Source organism: Photobacterium alginatilyticum (assembly GCF_009910675.1).
In the GTDB taxonomy this organism is placed as follows: domain Bacteria; phylum Pseudomonadota; class Gammaproteobacteria; order Enterobacterales; family Vibrionaceae; genus Photobacterium; species Photobacterium alginatilyticum.
Genome location: NZ_RSEJ01000026.1, coordinates 80954 through 105565, shown reverse-complemented (window position 1 = coordinate 105565; position 24612 = coordinate 80954). Strand labels below are relative to the sequence as shown.

Below are 24612 nucleotides of genomic sequence, written 5' to 3'. Positions count from 1 at the left end.
GCCAGATAGCTACAATGAGTATGCAAATTGCCAGCGCCTGTAGCGAGCAGAACTCTGTCACTGAAGAGCTCGGACGCAATGTGGAAAACATCAGCTTATCGTCAACAGAGGTGGCTTCTGGTGCCGGGCAAACAGCCCAGGCCTGCGTAGAATTGAGTCAACTGGCTGTCAGCCTGCAAGATAATGTCGCTCGATTTAAACTTGCCTAAAACCTCTCCCGCCAGGKTCATTAAGTCCTTGATTAAGCAACTAATGAACCTGGTATCCCCCTCCTCGTTTACCTGACTGATATTCAAGACCTGTATGAAGAAACACATGCAGATACAGGCCAAGACAATGAAGCCTCCTGATTATCTATGAGGCTTCTCTTGATTGTGAAATAGTAACTTTGATTATGCTGGCACCATGTCACGATACCTTCTCACTAACCGATACTCGGCAACCGAAGAAAGAAGAAACATCATTAAGTAGCCCAAGCCGAGAGCGACAATAATCGCCACCACATTGGTGGTAAATAGCGACAGCAAATAAAACGCACCAACCAGGGTAATGATCCCGCTCAGTCGGATAAATAGACTTTGAGTGAAGTTACCGTGTGCCTTGATATAGGCAAGCTGATAGGCATTGAGCATCATGAAAATAAAAAAGAGTGAGAAATGGAACAACACCGGCACAGCGCTTTTGTATTCTGCCGGGAATACCCACAATACAATACGCTCTCCCCACAGAAGCATAGTGACAAAAAACACGGCAGAGACAAGACCGGCAACCTTGAAGACCCAGTGTCGAATGGCTTTGATTTGTTCATGTTGCCCCTTGCGAACACAAACAGCCAGCTCCGGCAATACAAAACGGTAAATCGGGAATACAAACAGCATAGTCATATAGGTAAAGACCGGCCGGACAATCACCTGAAAATCACCTAGCTCGTCAATGCTGAAATAGCTTATAGTCAGCAATACGGTGATATATATCATCAAGATACTTGCCCCGGCTTCCAGGGATGCCGTAAAACTTTTTTTCACGTAACTAATGAGCGCCGGATCAAGTTGTACCGTTGCCAATGGCCGGGTCGCTATCTCTTTTCGACGGCGGATATACATAAATGCCGCCATCCCCAACGAAGAGAGACTCATGCTATAAAACAAAGACGACAGCGCTTCCAGTCGGAGTACGTAATAGCAAAGCAAGAACAAAACAACGTTGCCAACAGGCTCAAGCCAGGTCACCTTGTTAGAAATACTGTAGAGACGATACATGGCGACCAGGTTGGTAAAGTAAACCTTAAGCCCCATGCTGAAAATGACCCCGACTAACTCCAGATACCCAACATCAATATGCAGCTCATGCTTGATATATGGAATCACCAGCCCCCAGGTGATCAGTACCATGACAATCAGGCTAAACCGGAAAATATTAATAATATCGCGGTCATTCTGAGTCTGACTGTAGCTTACTACCATTGATGAACGGAACCCTGTCATCAGAATCAATGACAGTGAAATAATGTCGACCACACTGTTAAAGAGAGCCAAGTCCCCTTTGGGCACCCATTGTGCCAACCAGATTTTGAACAAAAAACCGACTGAAATACTGGCTAGTGTTGCCCAGATACCGGTAATAAATGCTTTTTTGAGTCGTGACAATGCATCTTCTTGATGAAGACTCTGCGCTGATAGATTTTCCATAACACTGATAACTTGGGCGACGATGAGAGCATGTTACTCCAATAATGCAGCCAGATCCCTCAGCAGTGGCAACAAAACTGAAAAATAAGCATTCTCATTTGAATGCATAAATAAAAGAAGCCAGTTTTCCCGCCTCTTTGAAGAAAATATCAACAACATGGCTATACTTATCAACTGGTACGATCTGTATGCAACTCAACTTATCTACTTTGCCCCTTCAAAGTAGATAACGACAACGGAGATAACTGGCATGACGGAATCAGTAGTACGCAACAACCAGCAAGAAATAAGATCACTGGGTGATCTTCCTCAGCCCAAAGGCTGGCCGGTACTCGGTAACTTCCTGCAAGTAAAAAATACGACTCTCCACCAGCAACTGGAAAAATGGGCGGCAGACTATGACGATACCTACAAAGTCGATCTTGCCGGCATGATTTTCGTCGTCATCTCTGATCCTGTGATTGTGAAAGACATCTTACGCCGACGGCCAAAGGCATTTAACCGTACAGCCAACCTGGAACGCGTATTCAAAGAGTTAGGTATCCACGGTGTACTCTCTGCCAATGGTGAGGACTGGAAACGACAACGCAGGCTTATCATGCCGGCTTTTAGCAAGAAAAGCCTGGCTTCGTTCTTCCCGTTACTGGAACAGACTACCGAGCGACTCAGACGCAGACTACTACACAGCTGTAATCAGTCGACGGCTCTCGATATCCACGATGATCTCCGTCGATTTACCGTTGATATCACCACAACGTTGGTTTTTGGGCATGACACTCGCCTACTGGAGAAAGACGAAGACGGATTACAAACACACCTTGAAGTGATCTTTCCGCAACTAAACAGCCGCACCAAAATGCCCTTTCCTTACTGGCAGTACATCAAGCTCAAAAAAGACCGGCAGTTAGATCAGGCATTGGTCGAAGTCGAAAAATACGCGCTGGAAATAGTAGAACAAACACGTGAAGAGCTGCACCAAAGGCCCGAATTAGCAGAATCACCAGAGACCATATTGCAAGCAATGGTCTCCGCCTCTAACGATGACGACAATCGCCTGAACAATGAAGAATTGTTTGCCAACATTCTGACCCTGCTTCTGGCGGGTGAGGACACAACCTCCAACCTTATAGCCTGGATGTTGTATTTTATCCGCCAGATGCCGGAGGTTCAGCAGAAAATTGCTGAAGAAGCAGAAAAGGTGATTGCGACTAATGGCGGTAAACTGTGTGTGGAAGGGTTGGAAGAGCTGAAATATTTAGAGGCAGTCGCACGTGAGACATTACGGTTAAAATCCACCGCTCCCATGATTTCCGCCGAAACGGCAAGCGAACAAACATTGCTAGACGGAACACAGTTACCCGCGGGAACCAGCATGTTCTTGCTGACGCGGCTCGGAGGGCTAAATGAATCCCTATTTCCTGATGCCAAACAGTTCCAACCAGAACGCTGGCTTGAAGACTCACTCAGCCATGAAGCCTGCCCGCACAGAGCCACCAGCCATTTTCCCTTTGGCGGCGGAGCACGTCACTGCCCCGGTGAATCATTGGCCTTCATGGAAGCCCAAATGGTGATAGCCATGCTTTGCCAGCACTTCTTTATTACCAAACCAGAAACCTCTCCCGAAGTAGAAGAGGAGTTCGCCATTACGATGCGACCGGCAAACCTTCAGGTTTGTTTACAGCCCAAAAGGTAAGGCCAGACAATAACGATTAATACCTGAGCTGACCGGTAGATCGCATACATACCTACATCTGCCGGTTTCGCTCTGTATCAGAAGTATCAAACTGAAGCTCACATAAACGCTGATACAGCGTAGACTCTTCAAGCAATTGCGAATGAGTCCCTCGGGCCACAATACGGCCTTGATCCAGCAGCACAATAACATCGGCATGAATAACAGTCGAAAGACGATGGGCGATGATCAGCGTTGTCCTGTTTTCCATCAACTCATTAAGCGCAGCCTGAACATGAAACTCACTCTCGGCATCCAGGGCACTCGTTGCTTCATCCAGTAACAAGATATCCGGATCTTTCAAAATTGCACGGGCAAGAGCAACCCGTTGTTTCTGCCCACCAGATAAACGTACTCCCTGCTCACCGAGATAACTTTTGTATCCCTCAGGCAACTCAAGAATGAAGTCATGGGCATGCGCGCGCTTGGCAGCCAAGATAACCTCTTCATCCGACGCATCCGGACGGCCATAGCGGATGTTGTGCCATACATCCGCGCTGAACATGATTGGCTGCTGTGGCACCATCCCCATTTGCTGACGAAGTGCCTGGGGTTCAAGCCTGTGGATCGGCGCGCCTTTGAGTCGTATCTCACCTGAAGACGGATCATAAAAACGTTGCAATAACTCAAACAACGTCGTTTTTCCGGCTCCCGAAGGACCAACCAATGCAACCACCTGCCCTTTTCTTATCGATAGGGTTATTTCGGATAAAGCAGCACTGTTCAGGCGCGATGGATAACTGAAGTTTACCGCATCAAAGGCAATCACAGTCTCTGCTGACGAGTCGACTTTCACCACTTGTTGTGGTGCCTGTATGGCACTTTCAACTGCCAGCAACTCAAATAATCGCTCGGCCGATCCTGAAGCGCGCTGTAACTCACCATAAACTTCAGATATCGTTGCCACTGACATCGCAACCATCACCGCATAAAATACGAAAGCAGCCAGTTCACCTTCACTGATCCTTCCTGCCAGCACGTCCATACCGCCGACCCACAGCATGATGCTGATAGCACCAAATGCCAAAAATATCACCGCCGCAATAAGTACAGCACGCTGCTGTACACGCTGTCGTGCGACTGAAAAGGCATTTTCAACCTCGGCACCAAACGCTTTCTTTTCCTGGCTCTCCCGGGTGTAACTCTGAACTACTTTGATATTCTGGATGATCTCCCCGGCGTAGGTACCAACATCGGCGATACTATCCTGACTTTCTCTTGCCAGACGACGAACCTTGCGTCCGTAATAGAGCATCGGCAGGAGCACCACAGGCACGCAGCCCACCACCATTAGTGTCAGTTTCAAGTTGGTAAGTACCAACATCAGCAAGCCGCCTACCAGCATCAGGAGACTGCGCAGCGCCATTGAGAAAGACGAACCGATAATTGACTGCAATAATGTGGTATCAGTCGTTAGCCGAGACATGATCTCGCCGCTGCGGTTCTCTTCAAAATAACTCGGATGCAAAGCGAGCAAACGGTCAAAAACTGCCTTGCGAATATCGGCGCAAACTCGCTCTCCCAGCCAGGACATCAGATAGAAGCGAGTAAAAGTACCGACAGCCAAAATGCTGATCATTACCACCATCACACCAATGGCGTGACTGAGTTGCTCTTTGGAGCCCGCCATAAAGCCATTATCGATGATCATCTTCACCCCCTGCCCTATCGACAGGCTAACTACGGCGGTAACCAACAAGGCCAGCAGCGCAGCGGCTACCATGGTTTTATAAGGCTTCACGAACCTGAGTATTGGCAGTAGTGGATTCAGTGCTTTTATTTGTTGAGTGCTATCGCTCTTGTCGTGGGACATAACCTACCGAGATAATGGATGTCTGGGTATAAGATAATACGTCGGTACAGATAGATAAGAAAAGAACTGTTTCATCAATAGAATAGGCGTGAAGCAAAGCAGCTTCCGTGCTGCTGGCGTTAATATAGAGGGGTTAACTATCAAATGGCTTTACATCACCCGGTTTTCTGAGCATTTTATCCACCTCATCAAGGTGAAGCTCTTCCTGGGCAATCATCTCCCTTGCGTACTCTTCCAATAATACCGACTTTCCCTCTGCCAGGTGCAACAACTTATAATAAAGGGCCAAAGCCGCCTTCTCATGGTCCAAGCTCTCCCGGAGAATATCACCGATATCGTGTTTTCGGGTTTCCAGCAAAGGGCCGACCTTCAGAGAGGGGTGCCCACCGAGCAGAGTCACCATTTCACCCGCTTTATGAGCATGGACAAGGCCCTCATTGGCATTGCCTTTCAACCAGGAGACAATCGGAATCCGGTTATAGCCAAACACCATCAGGGAATAGTGGGTGTAGCGAACCACACCGGCCAATTCTACTTCCATGATATTATTCAACAAATCTATTACTTGTTGTTTTTCACTGTCATTCATCATGAATCCTACCTGTCTGCAACAAGGCACCAGCGTGCGATTCGAAGCTACCGCCTAGAGTGAAAGCAATCAGTACAATTTTAGTAGAGAATACGCGGCAAGGTATGACGCAGTAAGGTTCCCTTTTATGGGCTTCAACTAATGTATCAAGCACTTATACTTTTAGGTATTTGCTGTTCGTACAAGTTACCCATCAGCTTACGGTATCGCTTTTCTTCGCTTTCCAATAACCGGTAAAACGACTGCAGCTCATGGTTAATGTGAACATCACTGCCAAACGTCGCATCCCGCTGATACACTCGCCTTATTATCTGGGCGTTGATATTCCTGTTTTTTGGCAGCGCGTGGTTATACGTCTCTATGGCATCAACTCTATTGAGGACCATTTTAATATCAGGTTTATTTTTCAGGTAATTATTCTGGGCAAAGCCATTGATATGAGGGATTGAGAGATAGCACGGCCTGTCGGCAAGTACATCAAGATAATAGAATATGTCTTTGGTTGTTCTCGTCATTCTATATAGGTGCTTATTGCTTTCAACCTCTTGACGATAAAAGGTTTCTAAATCGGCTAGCTCTTTGAAGAAAACAAGAAGATCGAACCCGTCACTACATCCGACTTCAATGGCCGGGACATTATTAATACCGAGATCACAAGCTGCGATGGCGCCTCTGATGTCATTATGATCGGTTATCGCAATGAGGTGTTTCTTTCCCTTTAGCAAATCAAGCACAAACGGCAGCGTTGTAAAGCGTTCCAACACTGTTGTGCGTAAATGGAAATCGAGATAGATGAATTCATCCCTTGGCTTGAAGCCATAAAAGCCCGAGAAAAAGTCAGACATTTTATCAAACTCGATCATAACAACCTCCCTCATAAAGATAGGAGAAATTGCGTAAGTTTACTAAGCAACCTTGTAGTCATTCCCTCCATTATCCGGCCTTAACAGCTCGATTTCACCAGTAAACTCAGAAACAAGCGCCATTGGTTATTATACTTAGCGATACAACAACAATGACAGGTGATCCAATGCTATGAAAGGTATTTCATCAAAGGCTAACCCACGCAGCAAGGAGGCAATCCCAACCCAAGCCACAAAGCTTACCGCAGCCGAGCTTTTTCACCCTTGCGATCCAGATCAGTTTGATTTTGATACAACTGATGACATCAACCAGAGTAGCCCCCCTCTCGGATTGGAGCGCGCGATAGATGCAATCAAGCTAGGCGTAGGAGTCCAATCGGCTGGTTTTAATATCTTCCTAATGGGCTCTACCGGACTTGGTAAACATGTCATTGCACAGCAACTTCTGCTTCAGCATCGCGATCCAGACAAACCGCTGTTTGACTGGTGTTATGTCAATAATTTCAGAGACGGAAACAAGCCTGTCGCACTTCAGTTACCCGCGGGGATGGGAAAAAGGCTGAAATCTGAAATACATGCGCTCATCGAAGCATTAAAAAAAACGGTTCCGACATTATTGCAAAATGAAGACTACGTCCAACATGCAGACCGATTGCAAAACGAGCTTAACGAGAGAGAAATAGCAGCCTTTCAGTCGATAGAAGAAAAAGCCAAGGCACAACACTGCATCTTGAAGCGCTCGCAAAACGGCTACCTTATTCACCCAATCAAAAAGGACAAAGTACTCAGTAAAGAAGAGTTCGACAAGCTGCCTGATGATGAGAAAGCAGTTATAGACAAGTCTATTGAAGAGCTTCGCCTCTTGCTGGTTAACCTCCTAAAACAGGTTCCTCACTGGGATCAGGAAATGAAGGAGAAGAAAAACAAACTAGAACGTGATTATATGTTGATCACAGTCGACTATCTTATCGGCCAGCTACCAGAAGAGTTGCTAGCCATCGACTCTGTTAGCCACTATATAGAAAACCTAAAAAGGCACGTTCTCGACAATATTCCCCTCTTTAACGGCAGCCTTGAAACCGAAATCAACGAGTACACAGGCCAAAAACTCAGCTTTAGCCCTTACACCGTTTATGACGTCAACATCATCGTTGATAACAGTGATACTGACGCATCACCCGTGATTTATGAGGACAATCCAACTTACGCTAACTTAATTGGCCGAATTGAGCACAAAGGCGAACTGGGCACTTTTGTCACTAACTTCACCTTAATTAAACCGGGTGCCTTTCATCGCGCCAACGGCGGATTTTTAGTTATTGATGTTATTCAATTACTCAACAAACCTTTCGTCTGGGATGTATTTAAACGTACCTTGCTATCGAACCAGATCAGACTCCAGCCTCTTGAACAGCTTCTTAGCGTCAATAGTATTGCTAGCCTTGAACCCGATAGCATTCCTCTTGATGTCAAAATTATCCTCATCGGCGATCGCATGATGTACTACATGCTCAAACAATACGACCCCGAATTCAGCCAGCTTTTTAAGGTTCAGGCTGACTGCTCAGAAGAAATCAACCGCACGGAGGAATCATGCTTGCACTATTCGCAGCTTATCGGGCAGTTGCAGTCAGACGCAAAGGCACGCCCGCTTGATCGAACTGCCGTGGCAAGGCTCATTGAATTTGCGGCTCGGCAAGCAGAAGACGGCGAAAAGCTCACTCTCCACCGGGGCAATATCAGTGCCATCATACTCGAAGCAGATTTCCTGGCCAGACAACATGAGCAGGCCGTCATCACAGACAATTTGATTCAGCAAGCCATTGAGGCAAAGCAGTTTAGAAGCGGTTACCTGAAAGAGTGCATCACCGATAATATCCAGCGCGGTATTAACCAAATCGATACTCAGGGTAGCAAAATTGGCCAGGTCAACGGGCTTTCAATTATCAGTGTTGATGAAAATATGTTCGGCCGCCCCTGCCGTATTACTGCTGTGGTTCATCTCGGGCAAAGCAATGTCGTCAACATTGAGCGCGAAGTGGATATGAGCGGTCCAAGCCACTCGAAAGGTGTCATGATCCTAACAGCCTATCTGCGCGAACAATACGAGCAAAAGCAACCCCTGTCCTTCTCGGCCACCCTCACTTTCGAGCAATCCTACGGAATGATAGATGGCGATAGTGCTTCTGCCGCGGAGCTCTGTGCCTTGCTGTCAGCGATTGCACAGATCCCGATAAAACAAAACATAGCCGTCACTGGCGCTATTGATCAGCATGGAAATATCGAAGCCATTGGCGGGGTCAACGAGAAGATCGAAGGCTTCTATGATATTTGCAACCTTAAAGGACTAACCGGCGAGCAAGGCGTTATCATACCCAGAACAAACCTTGCTCACTTAATGGTTAACGAAAACGTTCGCCACTCCGTGCAAAACGGCAACTTCCATATCTGGGTTGCAGATCATGTTGATCAAGTGATGAATCTCCTCACCGAGGTTGCGATGGGGAAAATAAATACCAAGAATCAGTACCCCGCCAATAGTATCAACGCCGCAATCATCACCCGTATTAAACAGATGAATAAAGCGCTTAATAACTCTGGTAGCTCAAAGCCACTAAAAAGAGGATAGTTTTAGTCCTCTGAATAACCTCAGGCTAGCATTATTACTGTGACAGCTTATAGGTGATGACATACAGCTGCTCAATACCCGGGTAGATCTCCTGGATAACGTCCTTCAGAACCGGCAGAGACATGTTCTCTTGTTGCGCATGAAAATCAGACAGATCATCAAACAGAATTGGCTCAACAGACAAGATTTCCAGGCTGCAAAACTCTCGCCCGCCTTCCAATGTAGACACACGGACAACCGTTCCCGGGACATAGTTGTTTTCTGACTCATCTCGGATTGTAATTGTCTTCTTGCCAGCCAAAATGTCGGTTTCGAAACGTTCAAAGAACGTCATTGTTGTTGGTATTGTCATAATTATTCGTCGAATCACATATTAAAGGGCGGCCATTGTACCCAAGTCACTGTCAAGTGATAGAAAATATCATCAAGAATACCTCAACAGTCACACAACAACTTTGTTCAGCCAGCCAACGCCATTAACAGCCTTTAATTTATACCAATAAAGCATTAACACACCCACACAACCTGTTAATTTGTTTTGTATATAATGCTGTTTCAGCTCTTTTAATACCTTTTCATCGATAACTATTCATTTCCTAAAACACGATGAAGCCGCAGCCTCAACAAGAACAGCTGAATCACAATAACCATATAATATTAAAGGATATTTCGTGTTTAAAACAATTCGAACACGTATTGCCATCAGCGCTGGTATTGCGATGGCATTTACACTACTTATTGCAATGGGAATGACAACGACGGCATTTACCAACGTTAACCAGCAAGTGAGCGAAAAGGTTACTGTCCAACTGAGTGATGCCACCAACCTTAATTTGAAGGCAACCGCTTCTGAACAGGGAAAAACCATCGCCAATAAACTGTTTCCTGTTCTTGCCAACCTCAACCAGATACGTTCCATCATTGAATTAAGTGGCGAAAACGGAGCTGGTGCCCAAACCATAGTGAAGCAGTTTATTGCAGCCCTGGAAGCCCAGGACCGCGCGGTATTTGCCGGCTACATGGTATGGGAACAGAAAACCTGGCCCGCAAGCTCCGAACACGAAGCACGAGCTGCAATCAACAGCAAAGGCTACCTTGCCCCATTCTTTTCTCCTAACACCAATAACAGCTTTGATCCTGTCGCCATGGAGAGCTTTCGAAATACAAAGCTTAACAGTAATGGCGAACGAACAGACGACTGGCACCTAATGCCGTACGAAACGGGCCAAACCTTTGTGATGGAACCCTACATGTACCCGGTTCGCGGCAAAGAGGAGCTTATCACGACGATTAGCCAGCCAATCAAAGTCAACGGCCAAATCATTGGGTCATTGGGCTTCGATCTCTCTCTGGCCGAGCTTCAAGGTCAAAGCGAGAGTCTCGCTCGTGATTTATTCCAGGGAGAAGGCAATATCATCATCACCTCCTGGAAAGGGGCGGTACTGGCAAACAGTGGTACACCGTCCCAGGTAGGCAAGAAGGTCGCCAGTGAACTTGCCACACAATGGCCTGATATCCAGTCACTGGCGCGCCAGAAAGGAATAGACCGCATCACAATCGGTGCCGAAGAGTATGCCATCACCTCTGTTGATACTTCAGGCGCACCGTGGATCGTGATGGTGTCCGTACCGGGTAGCAAACTTATCCAGAGCGTTTCAGCATTTGAAAGCTGGATAGGCAACCAAAATGATCATGCTATTAAAAAAGGTGTTTTGGCTGGCTTGGTTGCTGCCGCTCTAGGTATCGCGGCTATTGCCTTCATTGCCCATTCTCTTGGCAAGGTTCTGTTTAACCTTGTTGAACGATTCAAAGATGTCGCTCACGGCGACGGTGACCTGACCTATCGGCTAGAGGTGAAGGGACAAGATGAAACGGCTCAGTTGGCCCACTGGTTCAACACCTTTCTCATTCGTCTGCAAGAGACACTCCGCTCGGTAAAACAAACAGCGGATCAGGTTGGCTTCAACGCACAGGAAGGCAAAGCAAAAGCCGAAGACTCCAAAGAAAAGCTGAATGCGCAAGTCAACGAAGTTAACTCTCTGGCAGCGGCAATCAATCAGATGACGGCATCGGCGCAGGAAGTCGCCGGTTCTGCGGTACAGGCAGCCGCTGCTGCAAGTCAGGTGCAGTCCAACAGCCTCAGCGGCATGGGCCAAATGGACAACACAGCAACTGCCGTCAGTGAATTAGCCGGTCGCATCAATGATGCCCAAGAGCAAATTCAGAACCTTGCCCAGTCAAGTGCCGCGATCCAGGGCTTGCTAACAGAGATCGGCGGTATTGCTGATCAAACGAACCTACTGGCACTCAATGCCGCCATCGAAGCAGCCCGAGCAGGAGAGGCCGGTAGAGGCTTTGCGGTTGTTGCTGATGAAGTACGAAATCTGGCCACCCGCACCCAGACGTCGACAGAAGAAATCCGGGCTATGCTAGGCCGACTGGAACAAGACACTCAGTCCATCATGGTATCTATGCAACAAAGCCAGCAACAGGCAATAGATACCAAAGAGGAAACTCAGGCAGCTCAGCATGCCCTTGCTGAAATCAATGAAGCCATCGAAGTGATCAATGATATGAACAATCAGATTGCCTCAGCCGCTGAAGAACAAAGTGCAGTAGCAGAAGAGATCAACCGCAATGTGGTTGTTATCAATGATACGGCAACAGACGTCATGGATAGCATGACCTCCTCTTTGATCACCAGTGAAGGGCTCGCCGAAAGTGCTACGGATCTTCACAAAGAACTGGGCAAGTTTAAAACCTAAACGATAAAGCTTTCTCGTTGTCCTTTCCTATCCAAGCGGCCAGATATTGATACCTGGTCGCTTTTTTATTTCACAACGGTTACCGATTCACAGCACTACCCGCTGACGAATAGCCTCGACTACCTGCTCGCTGTCTTTCAGCCACATGGCATAAGATACCGGCAGCACTTCCAATCCTGCTCGGGAAAGCATTTGGTAAGTATCTAGATCAAATGAGGATTCAAACTCACCACGATAACCGATAAGATCAATGCCAAGGATCTTGCCGCCGTACTCGCAAACAATATCTACATCCTGCCCTGCGATTTCAAACCCAATCCAGACCGACATACCAAGAGCCTCAAGTCGCTCTTTGAGTAACTCGGTAAATGTACATGCTTTCTCGATCACAGATCCCGCGACCTCCTCCTGATGAGCGAAATCCAGATAACGGCGGAATAAATTATTATGACTAAGATCTTCAGGGTCCAGCGAATAAACCACAATCTGCTTTTCCTTCGCCCGAGTGACTGCAACATTGAAGGCAGCTTCCTGGTTCAGATAAGCAGCAGCCCGGGCCGAATTCGCATCAACCGCCATAGAAAGAACCATGATGTCTCTTTCTTCGCCCTGAAAACCATACGGTGTCGCAACACGCACGTCGAAGGCAGCAAGTTCACCCTGTGTAAATTGTTTGCAGACTGCATTTTCAATATATTCAGCCTGATCACGGTATGGTGAAATCACCCCGATAGTCGGCTTTATCGGCGCGTGCCTGTACCTCTCGATATGCAGAGAAAGAAGCTCAGTGACAGCATTCTTCTCCGCGGTATTCCGACCGGTGGCAGTTCGCTTGCCATCCACGCGCATAAAGTGCAATGCAGGCTGAGCAGACACACTCGGCCGTGATTGCATCACCTTCAAGCGCCCGTTATAAAACTGGGCATTACTGAACGCTATCAAGGAAGATTTACTGCGATACTGTTCATTCAAAAAGGCGACACAGGCCTGCGAGTCTAGTGAATCAGAGACAACATCGAGCAGCGATTGATCACGGTAGCTGTATTTCACCGGCTTGCTGTCTGCAAAACCGCTCTGCTTCCATAGTTCAGCCTGTTTTGATTTTGACAGAAACGACACGTGGCGTAGCTGTTTGTCATCACCAACCACAACAGCCCGTTTCGCCCGATGCAGCGCAGGAAGCGCACTGGCGATGTCACATTGGGTCGATTCGTCAAAAATCACCAGATCAAACATGGACTCTATCAGTGGCAATGACTGGCTCAACTCATCGGCGGTAACCAGCCATATCGGAAACGCCTCAAGTACCGTCTTCACATCCAGCTTGGCAAAGCGTTCTGCCTGAGTTTTCGAGTTCATTGACTTTAATGCACGATTAAAATCCTGCAATACCTGCCGGCGGGAGTCTAACAAGCCACTGAGCTTTTCATTTCGGTAGACATTAACGTAATCCATCGCTATTTGATGAAAAGCCTGACGGTGCTTCGCCAATGCCTGATGGCTTTGCCATAACACCTGCTCGTCTTTTAACGAGTGGTAGATATTTGCCATGCCTTTTTGCAGCCAGGAGCCACTATTCTCACCTCCCGCATAGCGAGCTGCCCACAATGCCCGCTCAAACGCAGCCTGATGTTTCTCAACATCTTTTCTCGCCCGCTTAACCTGTTTCTTCATCGCTTTCGCTGAGTCTTGGCACTCAACACCCTGGAACAATATGGTATCAAGATACTGGCGCATCGTTTTAACAAAGCTCAATGCGTTAGCATGAACAAAACCACTTTCCAGGCCGAAATCATGCCTTAGCTTTTTGCCGATCACATCAATCGCCTGCTCTGTCTTCGTCACAACCAGAACAGATTCCCCGTTTAACATCCGGTCTATGGCAATAGCAGAAATGGTAAAACTTTTTCCGGTACCCGGCGGTCCCGCAATCACGCTCAAAGGCAGTGATGCAGCATTCTCCAGAGTCTGTATTTGGGCATTGCTTAACTTATAGCTAAGCAGGTCGACAGCAGTGCTCGGTTGCCCAGCTGAGGCTGCACCACCTTCGAATATCCCCGTCAAAGGCCGAGCGTAATGGGGCTGTGCCGTAAGCTGATTGAGCTCGTGCAACACACCTCGTACCCCACGGGACCGATCTGCCAAAATAAGCATACTGGCACATGCGATGGATACTGATTTGGCTGACTTTCGACGCAAAAAATCCTGCCCATCCACCAGCTGTGGCCATCTTGCCAGTTCATCCAGATCCTGAACATCTGTATTTTCGCGTAGCCAACAGGTAATAAGTCCAATCTGTTCAACCGTCATCGGAAATACAGGTACGGGGAATGAATCTACGACAGTCGTTTCAAGTTGTGGTTTGATCAATAGCCGAAGTACATCGAGATTAACCCGCATGTCGGAAGTATCGATACTGGCACAGAGATGCTCGTTCTCATCATGGGATAACGTCGCGGGCAGATACAATAAAGGGGCTGCAATGCTGCGGTGGTTTGAAAAACCGGTTTTGGCCGCAAGCTGCCCTTTTATCATAAAGCAGCCATAGATCAGCCGTCTTTCCCGGCGAAAATTATCAGCTTGCTGGCGCAATACTTCAGCTTCGCTCCCGGCTATTGGCAGCCGGGGCAACGTACCGGTTAACAACAGATCTTCATCTTTGATATAGAGCTTTCTATCTTTTCGTACACGGGTGATATTGGCTATGGACAAATCGCTGCTGTCGGCACGATAGCAGCGACGAAAGTACTCTATGTAAAGCTGAATAGATGACACAATTGCTTCCCGGTAACTGGCGAGGAAGTATTACAGCATAATCCCTTTTCCCTGTCAGTATTGCGGTGCAAGCTCATGATCAGCCTCTATTTTCTGTCCCAGTAACAACATCCAGATACTCGCGAAAAAGACAACAAAGCCCACAATGACAAAGCCATATTCGATGGCATCGACATGGGCAAGAAATGCAATCAGCACATAGCTCAGGCTCTGGACTAGAGTCGCAAACATTGCCATTCCCCCATCCACGCGACCACGTTGTGACATCGGAATGGTATGGTGCATCCAGTTCGTTCTGGCAATACGGTTGAGCGCATTAAAGAAACCAAACCCAAGCGTCAGCAAGACAATATACAGAGGCTGCATGACGCCGCTCATTAGCAGCAACGTAAATGCCAGAATCAGCATCGAGTACTGCATAATGGCTCGGTGCGACAGCATGGCTAATACTCGAGAGACCAGCACACCCGTCATCAAGGAGCCAAGACCAAAAGCAATGTTATAGAACGCAACCCAGTTACCGGAGATATTGAGATCGGCAAACCAGATAGGAACAAGTTTCCCCAGAAAAGTTAGCACCGGGTAAGACAGGCAAGAAATAAGCAGGAAGCCAAAGAACCTTGGTTGCTGGGCAAAGATGATTTTGGTCTCTTTAATCTGACTTAGAAACGGTATGTTGTGCGAATGTCTGACCTTGCGCTGATAAGGCGTCACAACATAACTGTACACAGCAATACCAGATGCAATAGCCGCAAAGGCCGCAAACTCTTCAATCCCCCACATCTCAAGCAGAAAAATGCCCAGCGCACCGGCCCCCAACGTAGTCCCTTGCATGACAATTTCCTGATAACCGGAAATTTTTGCATATTCCTGCTGATCATAATTTTCCTGGGTGAACGCATTGTTGGCATTCCAGGCGATATTACTTGAGACCCAAAATACGAGCTGTGAAGCTGCCAATATCCAATGTGAACCAGCCCCCATCCAGTACGCAATACAAACCAGCAGTGCCGTTGTTGACTGCGCCACTTGTACCAATATCAAAATCATTTTCCGGGAGTGCCGGTCTGTTAACGTCGAAAAGAAAGGCGTACTGAGAAATGATAGCCCCGTACAAACAAGTGCCGTAATCGCCACGAACGTTCCCATATCAGGCTCTTGCAACATGATCCAGGGCAACGCCATCATAAACAAACCAGAGCTGATACCATCAAAAAAGCGCCCGGACAAATATGGAATCGTTTTATTCTTCATCGTTCTTTCCGTGTGATTTGGTTAATTCACTGCTACTCTAGAACCTCAGGTTAACTTGAGGTCAAGCTCTATTTCAGGAGAGTACGTATGGACATGAGTGTGGGCGAAGTTGCAAAACGAGCCGGGGTAACCGTGGCAACCCTTCATTTTTACGAAGAGAAAGGACTGATTTACAGCTCCAGAAACCAAGCGAACCAACGCAGGTATGACCGGCAGATATTGCGAAGAATTGCCGTAATTAAAGCAGCACAGAATGTTGGGCTAACACTGCAAGAGATCTCTGCCGAGCTCGAACACCTCCCGAAGCACAAGGCTCCCAAAAAGAAGGAATGGGAAAAACTTGCCCAGGACTGGCACCAGAAGCTTGAAGAGAAGATCCAAAGCCTGAGAGCTCTGCAAACTCAGTTGGGAAGCTGTATACAATGCGGCTGTTTGTCATTAGATAGCTGTGCCTTGTATAACCCCGACGACTCACGCGGGATCAAGCAGGCAGGAGCCAAATTGAGCCACCCAGAGTCCTAGTACAGACCCTATTAGGAAGAGTACATCACAACCAATCTTACTTTTGATGTTCGCGACGAAATGCTGCAGGCGTGATCCCGACTCGTTTCTTGAACTGCTGGGAAAGATGTTGTTGAGAGGAAAAGCCACATAAAAGCGCCACCTCGACCAACGATTTTGCAGGGCTAGAAAGAAGTTGCTTGGCAAGTTCAATACGTCGGGAAAGAACATATTGGTGTGGTGTGCAACCAAAGCTCGTTTTGAACATCCGGGCGAAGTGAAAGTCACTTAAATGCGCAAGTGCTGCCAAATCACTCAATGTGAACTGAGTCGATAAGTTGGCTTCAATAAAGTCAATTACCCGCCGCTGATTCACAGATGACAACCCACCCGTACTTAATGCCTGTCTCGGTGAGTTATGACAGTACTGACGAAGAAGATGAAGCAATAGAATTTGCTGAGTGTGAGAAACCATCAGCTTATCGGTCGAGCTCTCCCAGTTTAGTTTTACTATGGTTTCTCGGATCAACTGATTGACGAAGGGATCGTCCACAAAGGTACGTTCTGATAGTTCGATATGACGGCCTTCTTTATCAAAGACTTGCTCGGCAAAATTTTGCAGGTGAGCTTGCTCGAAATAGAAATGGAAAAAGTTAAACGGCGCAGAGAAAGTCCAGTCTGATCGATGGTCCTGCGGCATCAGACAAAGCTTGCCCGCCCCGCCAGATAGATTGCCTGAACGCATGACGCGCTGGGTATTTTGGCCGCCTTCGAGATAAAAGCTTAATGTATGGTGACCGGGTTTGTCATAACTTGCCCTACCATGACTATTACTCCAGACAGCCGTCCCCATGCCACTATCTAGCCATAAATCCTTATGAAGTAACGCGGTATTGTTGGCCAGCACGTTATAGACGCGCTGTCTCTTTGCCCCCGAAATCATCCCTTTTTCCATCCAGCTCTCCTGTTCCTGCTTCCATCAATATACTGATTTTTGAAAATCATGAACACCTGATGAAATAAAATGCGCAAGAATCTGTAAAAACAGCAAAGATATGAACGCCTCCTTCACGCAAACGCAATAACGTTAATGATAAGAATTTAATGCCCTCAGCATCCTGGGCGAAGGAGTAACAACGTAATGAATGGTATCTTATACTCAGCCACCGTATTTATTTGGGGTTCGACATGGCTCGCTATTGCCTATCAACTGGGCGATACACCCGTTGTCGTGTCTGTCGCCTGGCGGTTTGGCCTTGCCGCTATCGCACTATTTGCCATATTAGCTTTTCAAAAAAAACTACCTCGTCTTTCTGCTGAAAACCATAAATTGGCCGCTTTACTGGCTTTGTGCCTTTTCTCCAACAACTTCCTTTGTTTTTATGCCGCAACACAATATCTCCCTAGCGGACTCAATGCTGTCGTCTTCTCACTAGCGCCAATCTTGAATGCACTTAATCTTTGGATTATTGAAAAACGCCGTCCGTCAGTCACTTTTATACAAGGGGCACTGATAGGGTTTACTGGCGTCGTGCTGCTTTTCGCCTCCCAGTTTATGAGTGCAGAGATGGACTGGACCATACTACTGGGATTAATGCTCAGCCTGTTGGGTACCTATTTCTTCTCTATGGGTAATATGGTATCTGCCCATGCTCAGAAAAAAGGAATGCCACTCTTGCCAACCACGGCATGGTCGATGGGCTATGGTGCTATCTACCTGGTTATTATCGCAATGGTTATGGGTCTACCGCTGAGCGTGACTATGACGCCAATGTATCTTTCAGCTTTGGTTTACCTTGCGATTGTAGGATCCGTGATTGGGTTCAATACTTACCTTGCCCTCGTCGGAAGAATTGGGGCAGCAAAGGCTGCGTATTGTACCGTCCTCTTTCCGCTGGTGGCACTCTCGTTATCTACCCTGTTTGAAGACTACGAGTGGACATGGCTATCGGCACTGGGCGTCCTGTTAGTATTAACCGGTAACCTACGTGTATTTGGCATTCCACAACCAGTAAAACGTTGGTATCAATCAAGTATTGCCTAACGATGTATCGGCGAATGAAAAAGGCGCTTAATCTCGATTAGCGCCTTTTCAATGCTGCGAAGAAGATTATGAGATCAAGCCAAATCCATATTACGCTCCATCAGCACTTCTTTAACCGCAAACATACCGTTAAGGGCTGCCGGAAAACCAGCATAGACTGACATCTGCAATACAACCTCCTTAATTTCATCCTCAGTACAACCAACATTTAAAGCTGCGTTAATGTGTACCTTCAGTTGAGGCTGACAGTTACCCAGAGCAGTAAGCGCCGCAACGGTTGCAATCTCTCTAGACTTTAAATCCAATCCTGTTCGCGAATATATATCACCGAATGGATACTCAATTGTAAATCGGGCTAAATCAGGACAAACGTCCTTTAAGCTTTCGATAACGCTATGCCCTGCCTTACCATCAATTTCGCTGAGCTTTTCAAAACCAATTTCGTATCTTGTCTTGTTCATTTTCTCACTCCTATTGCTGATGAATGAAGCGAGGTTACAAGTTAGAGTGAACTCTAAGTCAAGGTAATTCTTGGTTCTTATAGTAATCAATCTTTTTATCTAAGGCTTTCAAGTGTAGAAGTTCATCATCAATTCGACGTCTTAAGTTGCTTCTATGCGCTTCCAGTAACGTCTGTCGTTCGGCTAAAGTACTATCACCTAAGTTCCTTAACTGCGCATATTCCAAGATGTTGTCCAGTGGCATTCCTGTATCTTTGAGCCTGACGATAAACTGAGCCCATTCCAGATCCCTTGACGTGTAGACCCGGTGGCCACTAGGGTTTCTTTGAATATTCAGTAGCAAACCTATTTTTTCATAATATCTGAGTGTATGAGGCGACAACGAAGTCACCTCGGAAAAGTCCTTAATATTCATATCCGCCCCTAGTTCATTCACAAGCAAACTAACTATTATTCAGAAAGTTAGCAATACACCCAATGCTGCCACACCGAAAATGGCCTGCGAGGCACCTGTTCCGAGATTCCACGGCGGTTCAACGGTAAGCGTACTTATCAAGGCTCCAATAGTACCTAAAACTTTTCAATTAACTCCTGCAATGACTCAGACGGTGTTTTACCAAAAGTATCGATGCGAATTACCTTATCCTGCCACGGCTCATAATACCTACTCTGTACCTGCTGCCAACTTGGAAGCTGCAGGGTTTTGATGCTGCACTCTCGGTTCTCTACCCGGTGCTTATGTTCATTTTCGTCCGAGCAATACACTTCTATGTTGACATAATCAGCATTGGCTGATGTAGCGATGTCTTGCCACTCTGCTCGTGTTAGCGAAATGGGATTACATGAATCAGCAATGACGCAATGCCCCAGCTCCAAGTTATCCTTGGCTACCCGGTAGCTCAGCCTGTATCCCTCTCCTTCCACCTTATAATCACATAGATCTCTTAAGCCTTGCTCAACCGTATCGATTCGAAGGTAAAAAGCTCTCAAATGCTGCGATAGCAGTCGCGCCAAGGTTGTTTTGCCAGAAGCCGGCAGCCCTGAAAAAATATACAAAATCGGTTTATTCATTGGTGGTTTGCTCACAATAGTTTTGTCATGAACACCTTATTCTCACTGCGTTCATATTCCTTCCAGCCAAGATGCGAATATAGGGTAATATTTTCACTCATCCCGGAATGAGTTACCAAGCGTATTTCGTTATGTCCACGCAGCTCTGCCTGTTTCTGGGCAAACTCAATCAAGCCCCTGCCTAATCCATGTCCTTGAAACTCAGGATGAACAGCAACGTTGGCTATTGTCGTGTAAGTCTTACTGAATTCCAGAATAAGGCCGCCAACCAAGTGCTCACCAGCATATGCTACCCACACTGGGTATGATCGGATCTCTTCCTCATAATCAACCAGCATCGGGGGAAGGTCCTGACCACCTAACTTCTCATTGAATTGAGCCGTAGGTATAGCTAAGATCTTAACCCCGAAACTTGAAATATTAGGCAATGTACAGTTGTGGTGATCCCGAATTTGTTGCCCCGTCGCATGCTTTTTGTCGTGGGTAGTATGCGCATCAGACACAAGATCAATGGAATAACCTACCCCCGCAGCACGGCTTGTGGTGGTATCGACGCAAAACTCTGTCGCCTCAAATGGAATGACACTTTCCCCAATTTTTACGTTAAATGTTCAAAGCTACAAACCTACAATTAATAACTTAAATCAAACCCGTGATGTTAAGGTTTGTGAAAAAGCTATGCAATTAGTCTATCCATTAATGTCACATGTGTTCTTTTTCACTTTCTAGGGCTTAAAAAGCCCTAGAAAAGCAATATACCCAAACTACCTCAAGATGCAGGATTCAGAGTGAGTCCAGCGAGCTCAGTTCAAGGAAAATGACGGTAGGAATGGCTATTCCCTTTCAACGTTATTTGACACAGAAATGGGCTCGCTGGCTCACTCCCAAAGGGCGAGTTCCAGTTCTATTAAATAGATAGGGGCTTCTATGCGTTGTTACCGATTATTAATTTAGAGCCACTAGATTTTCTAATCGGTGCCTAGCCTACAAGCCAAGTAATTCTCGCTGAAACGAGCATCTTGAGGTAGTTTGGGTATAGTCTACGATCTTAAAATCCGTAGCTGATTAGAAATCCCCTTGCTTTGTATATGGGTAGCTCCATAAAATCGTCTGCATAAGCACTGACTTTATCCACGCTTGGTGCATTGCATTCACCTCTTCTGGTGAATAGGTCGAACGTTCCAAGAAGGGCTTTAATGTCGCTGTTACCGGGTATGTTAATGCGACTACATATCGAAATGGTATATGTTCTACAGCCTTCGCATTGTCCGTTTTATTTTTACCCAAGCGATGATGGCGGATGCCTATTTCATACTGATAATCTAGCCAACTCTGGTCATATTTAGCATCGGCCGTATCATATATCCACTGAATAAAGCGGGCACGAACCCGAGCAAGGTAGTTTGAATCGACTTTCCCTTTGTCATTTGAAAAGTAATGCAGCAGATGAGGCGTTGAGCCGACAAAACCGTACCACGTATCCAAAATCTCTTCTGCATGAGGCTCCAGCACTTTCCGGCTTATTCGTAACCACTTAGCATCTTTGTCAGTAAAAAGCACAGTGGCTTTTAGAGCCTCCAAATCTTTCAATGTATAAGGCGCTGTTGCTAATTGCTTGTCTCCATAGGCATAACCCGGTATCTCTTTGGCTGCCAATACCTCTACTGAGAATAAAAGTGCTGTTGTATATAACCAAATCACTACATATTTCATCATATGCTCCTCACAGAACGTCCATTAACACCTAGTATCGACTAAATACTACATTTAAAGCTATATCCGATTTCTTTTTCTTGCAAGAAAAGTTTTCAGTCGATACTATTAAGTCATGAACAGCCATTCTGAACATGTCCTAGCCTTACTTGAGCGTTTAAGCCGGGTCATTAATAATGATGCCGGACTGAGCGAACTCAAGCCGGCCCAGTGGGAAGCTTTACGTTTTCTATCCCAAGCAAACAAGTTTTCGCGTACTCCTTCAGCCTTAACCTCATATTTAGGTGTTACAAAAGGGACCGTTTCTCAAACCCTAAATGCGCTTGAGCGTAAGGGTTTAATTTGTAAGAAAAAAGATGCAGGTGATCGGCGTTCGGTTTCTATACAGTTGACCGAGAAAGGCAAAGGCATACTCAATAATGATCCTCTCAAAGCATTGCTTGGCGCTATTGAACAGCTGAGTAATTCTCAATTGAACACCCTAGCTAGTACTTTGGAATTAGTTCTCACCACAGCATTACAGCAACGCGCTGGAGCACCATTTGGCGTATGCAAAAGCTGTAAATATTTCATGAGAAACGTCGTAGATGGTACTCCTCACAGATGCGCATTACTCCAAGTCCCCCTTACCTCTATGGAAAGTGACCTAATATGCCGTGAGCATACAAACTAACTGGTATTTGCAACTTCATGATAGCTATACCCAAGCTACCAATCGCATTAAGCATCGGCGCTAAAGTACATATGGGAGAAATGAAGTGGTAGCGACTTAGCTTAGATTGGAGATATAGGTGGTGCCTCGGCACCACTTAACTAGCGAAAATTCTAATTGAATAAGCCTGACTGCTGCTTGTTAAGCTTAAGCCAAAAACTCTCTTGGCAAATGTTCGTAAAGGTCTTTCGTTTGGGGCGTACCAGAGTATTAACTGGCTCTGAAATCACCTCATATGATATCCAGCACTCCGGACATACCAGTGCATTTGCCTCAAACTCCTCTGACTCGGAGCAGTATTTAATTATAACGCCATTTGAAAAGTGAAATAGCGACTCTTTACAGTCAACGTTTATATCCTGGCCAATATAAGACTTATCGGCCGATTCTTGACTGACCAACTCAAGTCCTACCGCTTCACCTTTTATCGCAGCAACATAAGAGAAAAGATTATTCATTCAACAAGCTTCCATTGTAAATAACACAAGCTGCCGCTGCTATCCGTGCTTACGCGCAATCACCAGACCATGATTACTCGAGCCAAGAAGCGATGGTTCGGAGCACACCAGCAGGTGATGCTGCAACCAAGCTTGATACTCTGATTCTGATAGCGAATTAATTTCCGCCCCAATGTATCGCCCAAAGCCATCTGTCGCCACATGCTTTTCAATATTGAATCCAGCAGATTGAGCTAAGTCTTCAACCTCAGCAGGTGTAGCAAAATAACCCGTTCTAAAAAATGCGTCGACATCTTTCGACGTGACCAACCCCGTTTCATGTAGTTCGCCAAGTACTAGGGGGGTAACTAATGCCGATGACATTTTTGCCAACAACCCGGCAACAAAGAAGCGACTGATATAGGCAAATGCCGCGACTCCATTTGGCTTTAGAATTCGGTGAGCTTCTTTGATGACAGCTTGTCGATCGCTTTCATTCTGAATATGGTACAAAGGGCCAAGAATAAGCACGATATCTTGAGAGCTATCCGGTACAAAGTGTACATCTGTTACATTAGCCTCATGTATACTTAGCTCGACACCTTGCTCAGCCGCGTTGTCCTCTAATTGCGAAACCAGCTCTGGTACTAGCTCTACAGCGGTAACCTCCAGTCCTTTCTGTGCATAATAAATGGAATAACGCCCTGTTGCTGCTCCGAGCTCTGTGAGCTTCTTTGCTGGCTGCGTAAATGTTTCTAGCTGGTTGATGGTGGTATCAAATTCAATCCGGGTGATATTTTGACAGACGAGACGTTGCTCTTCGTCAAAATTCGCATAGTACCCCATGTATTCTTCTTGCACTGTTACCTCCTGTGCAGTGGAAAATATCTAGCTGCGAGCGGTTTACACTAACTGTGAACCTTATTCGAGGCTGATTAATAAAGAAGAATATAAGTTAACAGCTTAGCGGCAATACGCAACCGCTTTGCTGTGAAGCGATAAGCATACACATGTGATTTATCGGTTATTATTCTTATTGGATAACACTAATTTGTTGCAACATACCCATTTGGTCCCACTGCTCCCAACGTTCAACAACTTGCTCCCCTACAACTCGATCTAATATCAAGCCTTCAAACTTTGCTCGTTTGCCTGTTGGCGGAGTATCGCCCAGAGGCCCAGTATTCGTCCCTTCAGCCAACCACCTTGTCGCAACCTTATCACCCGCGATAATTTGATCTTCCACTGTGATCTGTAGGTCGGGAAAAGCAGTCAAAAGGCCCGCTACCAACTCTTTGAATGCTGAAACCGAGAGATTAGGCTCCGGAGCCCCTGCTATGTGAATCACGCAATCCGGTGCAAAAGCCTCATCTGCAACCGAAACATCTCCTCTATTGAGCCCTTCAATCCATACTCGCTCGTACTTGGTAACGGTTAGGTTCATAGTCATCTCCTTACTGGGGATCGTCTTATAATCCCTGTAGCGTGTCGTATAAGGAATTAATGCTCAGTAAAGGTATAGACTAACGCCAAGAAAAAATACACAGACTAATCTGACTGATAAC

22 protein-coding genes and 2 pseudogenes are annotated in these 24612 nt (G+C 46.4%); 7 read left to right on the top strand and 17 right to left on the bottom strand.

Going from position 1 to position 24612, the window contains the following annotated elements; translation table 11 throughout:
• Positions 1 to 209 (top strand): annotated as a pseudogene (locus EIZ48_RS21500) (methyl-accepting chemotaxis protein); the annotation flags it as partial.
• Positions 210 to 392: 183 nt separating this feature from the next.
• Here EIZ48_RS21500 and EIZ48_RS21495 read toward each other — a convergent pair.
• Complete coding sequence (locus EIZ48_RS21495; RefSeq protein WP_160656121.1) at positions 393 to 1688, bottom strand: lipopolysaccharide biosynthesis protein; 1296 nt, start codon at positions 1686 to 1688, stop codon at positions 393 to 395.
• A gap of 250 nt (positions 1689 to 1938) precedes the next feature.
• Between EIZ48_RS21495 and EIZ48_RS21490 the strand changes: the two genes are divergently transcribed.
• Entirely contained in the window at positions 1939 to 3381 is a 1443-nt protein-coding gene (locus tag EIZ48_RS21490; protein ID WP_160656118.1) for a cytochrome P450, read from the top strand.
• A 52-nt stretch (positions 3382 to 3433) separates the two neighbouring features.
• Here EIZ48_RS21490 and EIZ48_RS21485 read toward each other — a convergent pair whose 3' ends face one another.
• From EIZ48_RS21485 to EIZ48_RS21475, 3 genes are all read right to left on the bottom strand, one after another.
• Entirely contained in the window at positions 3434 to 5233 is a 1800-nt protein-coding gene (locus EIZ48_RS21485; protein WP_160656115.1) for an ABC transporter transmembrane domain-containing protein, read from the bottom strand.
• A gap of 133 nt (positions 5234 to 5366) precedes the next feature.
• On the bottom strand, positions 5367 to 5825 hold the full coding sequence (locus EIZ48_RS21480) for a ferritin-like domain-containing protein (protein WP_240153048.1): 459 nt from the start codon (positions 5823 to 5825) through the stop codon (positions 5367 to 5369).
• Positions 5826 to 5968: 143 nt separating this feature from the next.
• Positions 5969 to 6685 (bottom strand): PHP domain-containing protein, encoded by a 717-nt coding sequence (locus EIZ48_RS21475; protein WP_160656112.1) that lies wholly within the window; start codon positions 6683 to 6685, stop codon positions 5969 to 5971.
• A gap of 172 nt (positions 6686 to 6857) precedes the next feature.
• On the opposite strand from EIZ48_RS21475, the gene EIZ48_RS21470 reads away from it, so the two are divergent.
• Complete coding sequence (locus tag EIZ48_RS21470; protein ID WP_160656109.1) at positions 6858 to 9314, top strand: Lon protease family protein; 2457 nt, start codon at positions 6858 to 6860, stop codon at positions 9312 to 9314.
• A 34-nt stretch (positions 9315 to 9348) separates the two neighbouring features.
• Here EIZ48_RS21470 and yqfB read toward each other — a convergent pair whose 3' ends face one another.
• Entirely contained in the window at positions 9349 to 9666 is a 318-nt protein-coding gene (gene yqfB, locus EIZ48_RS21465) for a N(4)-acetylcytidine aminohydrolase (protein ID WP_160656106.1), read from the bottom strand.
• Positions 9667 to 9985: 319 nt separating this feature from the next.
• Here yqfB and EIZ48_RS21460 point away from each other — a divergent pair, with 319 nt between their 5' ends.
• Positions 9986 to 12079, top strand: coding sequence for a methyl-accepting chemotaxis protein (locus tag EIZ48_RS21460; protein WP_160656102.1), 2094 nt, complete (start codon positions 9986 to 9988; stop codon positions 12077 to 12079).
• Positions 12080 to 12166: 87 nt separating this feature from the next.
• On the opposite strand, the gene EIZ48_RS21455 is transcribed toward EIZ48_RS21460, so the two are convergent.
• Complete coding sequence (locus tag EIZ48_RS21455) at positions 12167 to 14854, bottom strand: AAA domain-containing protein (protein ID WP_160656099.1); 2688 nt, start codon at positions 14852 to 14854, stop codon at positions 12167 to 12169.
• A 54-nt stretch (positions 14855 to 14908) separates the two neighbouring features.
• Positions 14909 to 16108 carry an MFS transporter gene (locus tag EIZ48_RS21450; RefSeq protein ID WP_160656096.1) on the bottom strand — a complete coding sequence of 400 codons (1200 nt, stop codon included), beginning with the start codon at positions 16106 to 16108 and terminating at the stop codon, positions 14909 to 14911.
• Positions 16109 to 16195: 87 nt separating this feature from the next.
• On the opposite strand from EIZ48_RS21450, the gene soxR reads away from it, so the two are divergent.
• Positions 16196 to 16630, top strand: a complete 435-nt coding sequence (gene soxR, locus EIZ48_RS21445; protein ID WP_160656093.1) for a redox-sensitive transcriptional activator SoxR — start codon at positions 16196 to 16198, stop codon at positions 16628 to 16630.
• A 37-nt stretch (positions 16631 to 16667) separates the two neighbouring features.
• Here soxR and EIZ48_RS21440 read toward each other — a convergent pair whose 3' ends face one another.
• Positions 16668 to 17564 (bottom strand): AraC family transcriptional regulator, encoded by an 897-nt coding sequence (locus EIZ48_RS21440; protein WP_160656090.1) that lies wholly within the window; start codon positions 17562 to 17564, stop codon positions 16668 to 16670.
• Between the two features lie 186 nt (positions 17565 to 17750).
• Between EIZ48_RS21440 and EIZ48_RS21435 the strand changes: the two genes are divergently transcribed.
• Positions 17751 to 18653, top strand: a complete 903-nt coding sequence (locus tag EIZ48_RS21435; protein WP_160656087.1) for a DMT family transporter — start codon at positions 17751 to 17753, stop codon at positions 18651 to 18653.
• Positions 18654 to 18727: 74 nt separating this feature from the next.
• On the opposite strand, the gene EIZ48_RS21430 is transcribed toward EIZ48_RS21435, so the two are convergent.
• The 6 genes and pseudogenes from EIZ48_RS21430 to EIZ48_RS21410 form a co-directional block, all read right to left on the bottom strand.
• Positions 18728 to 19114: a carboxymuconolactone decarboxylase family protein gene (locus EIZ48_RS21430; protein WP_160656084.1), complete on the bottom strand. Its 387-nt coding sequence runs from the start codon at positions 19112 to 19114 to the stop codon at positions 18728 to 18730.
• 58 nt (positions 19115 to 19172) lie between these two features.
• Entirely contained in the window at positions 19173 to 19529 is a 357-nt protein-coding gene (locus EIZ48_RS21425) for a MerR family transcriptional regulator (RefSeq protein WP_160656081.1), read from the bottom strand.
• Between the two features lie 155 nt (positions 19530 to 19684).
• On the bottom strand, positions 19685 to 20185 hold the full coding sequence (locus EIZ48_RS21420; RefSeq protein ID WP_160656078.1) for a P-loop nucleotide/nucleoside kinase family protein: 501 nt from the start codon (positions 20183 to 20185) through the stop codon (positions 19685 to 19687).
• Between the two features lie 11 nt (positions 20186 to 20196).
• A complete protein-coding gene (locus EIZ48_RS29505; protein ID WP_240153053.1) occupies positions 20197 to 20523 on the bottom strand; it encodes a GNAT family N-acetyltransferase in 327 nt (108 codons plus the stop codon).
• Between the two features lie 48 nt (positions 20524 to 20571).
• Positions 20572 to 20754 (bottom strand): annotated as a pseudogene (locus tag EIZ48_RS21415) (cysteine hydrolase); the annotation flags it as partial.
• Positions 20755 to 21250: 496 nt separating this feature from the next.
• The gene (locus EIZ48_RS21410; RefSeq protein ID WP_205298608.1) at positions 21251 to 21898 is read right to left on the bottom strand and encodes a protoglobin domain-containing protein; all 648 of its coding nucleotides are present in this window, start codon (positions 21896 to 21898) and stop codon (positions 21251 to 21253) included.
• Positions 21899 to 22013: 115 nt separating this feature from the next.
• Between EIZ48_RS21410 and EIZ48_RS21405 the strand changes: the two genes are divergently transcribed.
• Positions 22014 to 22571 carry a MarR family winged helix-turn-helix transcriptional regulator gene (locus EIZ48_RS21405; protein WP_160656075.1) on the top strand — a complete coding sequence of 186 codons (558 nt, stop codon included), beginning with the start codon at positions 22014 to 22016 and terminating at the stop codon, positions 22569 to 22571.
• 152 nt (positions 22572 to 22723) lie between these two features.
• Here the strand turns inward: EIZ48_RS21405 and EIZ48_RS21400 are convergent, their stop codons facing one another.
• The 3 genes from EIZ48_RS21400 to EIZ48_RS21390 all read right to left on the bottom strand — a co-directional run bounded on the left by EIZ48_RS21400 (position 22724) and on the right by EIZ48_RS21390 (position 24491).
• Complete coding sequence (locus EIZ48_RS21400; protein WP_160656072.1) at positions 22724 to 23068, bottom strand: hypothetical protein; 345 nt, start codon at positions 23066 to 23068, stop codon at positions 22724 to 22726.
• A 39-nt stretch (positions 23069 to 23107) separates the two neighbouring features.
• Positions 23108 to 23908 (bottom strand): methyltransferase domain-containing protein, encoded by an 801-nt coding sequence (locus tag EIZ48_RS21395; RefSeq protein WP_160656069.1) that lies wholly within the window; start codon positions 23906 to 23908, stop codon positions 23108 to 23110.
• Positions 23909 to 24080: 172 nt separating this feature from the next.
• On the bottom strand, positions 24081 to 24491 hold the full coding sequence (locus EIZ48_RS21390) for an ester cyclase (RefSeq protein WP_160656066.1): 411 nt from the start codon (positions 24489 to 24491) through the stop codon (positions 24081 to 24083).
• Positions 24492 to 24612: the final 121 nt, after the last annotated feature.

What these genes read in the sequence shown, in the direction of transcription:
- EIZ48_RS21475 (WP_160656112.1), bottom strand. Translation starts at nt 6,685, where the DNA reads ATGATCGAGTTTGATAAAATGTCTGACTTTTTCTCGGGCTTTTATGGC.
- EIZ48_RS21405 (WP_160656075.1), top strand. Translation starts at nt 22,014, where the DNA reads ATGAACAGCCATTCTGAACATGTCCTAGCCTTACTTGAGCGTTTAAGC.
- soxR (WP_160656093.1), top strand. Translation starts at nt 16,196, where the DNA reads ATGGACATGAGTGTGGGCGAAGTTGCAAAACGAGCCGGGGTAACCGTG.
- EIZ48_RS21495 (WP_160656121.1), bottom strand. Translation starts at nt 1,688, where the DNA reads ATGGAAAATCTATCAGCGCAGAGTCTTCATCAAGAAGATGCATTGTCA.
- EIZ48_RS21435 (WP_160656087.1), top strand. Translation starts at nt 17,751, where the DNA reads ATGAATGGTATCTTATACTCAGCCACCGTATTTATTTGGGGTTCGACA.
- EIZ48_RS21425 (WP_160656081.1), bottom strand. Translation starts at nt 19,529, where the DNA reads ATGAATATTAAGGACTTTTCCGAGGTGACTTCGTTGTCGCCTCATACA.
- EIZ48_RS21440 (WP_160656090.1), bottom strand. Translation starts at nt 17,564, where the DNA reads ATGGAAAAAGGGATGATTTCGGGGGCAAAGAGACAGCGCGTCTATAAC.
- EIZ48_RS21450 (WP_160656096.1), bottom strand. Translation starts at nt 16,108, where the DNA reads ATGAAGAATAAAACGATTCCATATTTGTCCGGGCGCTTTTTTGATGGT.
- EIZ48_RS21420 (WP_160656078.1), bottom strand. Translation starts at nt 20,185, where the DNA reads ATGAATAAACCGATTTTGTATATTTTTTCAGGGCTGCCGGCTTCTGGC.
- EIZ48_RS21480 (WP_240153048.1), bottom strand. Translation starts at nt 5,825, where the DNA reads ATGATGAATGACAGTGAAAAACAACAAGTAATAGATTTGTTGAATAAT.
- yqfB (WP_160656106.1), bottom strand. Translation starts at nt 9,666, where the DNA reads ATGACAATACCAACAACAATGACGTTCTTTGAACGTTTCGAAACCGAC.
- EIZ48_RS29505 (WP_240153053.1), bottom strand. Translation starts at nt 20,523, where the DNA reads ATGCTGGTTGATTATGAGGAAGAGATCCGATCATACCCAGTGTGGGTA.
- EIZ48_RS21470 (WP_160656109.1), top strand. Translation starts at nt 6,858, where the DNA reads ATGAAAGGTATTTCATCAAAGGCTAACCCACGCAGCAAGGAGGCAATC.
- EIZ48_RS21390 (WP_160656066.1), bottom strand. Translation starts at nt 24,491, where the DNA reads ATGAACCTAACCGTTACCAAGTACGAGCGAGTATGGATTGAAGGGCTC.
- EIZ48_RS21430 (WP_160656084.1), bottom strand. Translation starts at nt 19,114, where the DNA reads ATGAACAAGACAAGATACGAAATTGGTTTTGAAAAGCTCAGCGAAATT.
- EIZ48_RS21410 (WP_205298608.1), bottom strand. Translation starts at nt 21,898, where the DNA reads ATGAAATATGTAGTGATTTGGTTATATACAACAGCACTTTTATTCTCA.
- EIZ48_RS21490 (WP_160656118.1), top strand. Translation starts at nt 1,939, where the DNA reads ATGACGGAATCAGTAGTACGCAACAACCAGCAAGAAATAAGATCACTG.
- EIZ48_RS21400 (WP_160656072.1), bottom strand. Translation starts at nt 23,068, where the DNA reads ATGAATAATCTTTTCTCTTATGTTGCTGCGATAAAAGGTGAAGCGGTA.
- EIZ48_RS21485 (WP_160656115.1), bottom strand. Translation starts at nt 5,233, where the DNA reads ATGTCCCACGACAAGAGCGATAGCACTCAACAAATAAAAGCACTGAAT.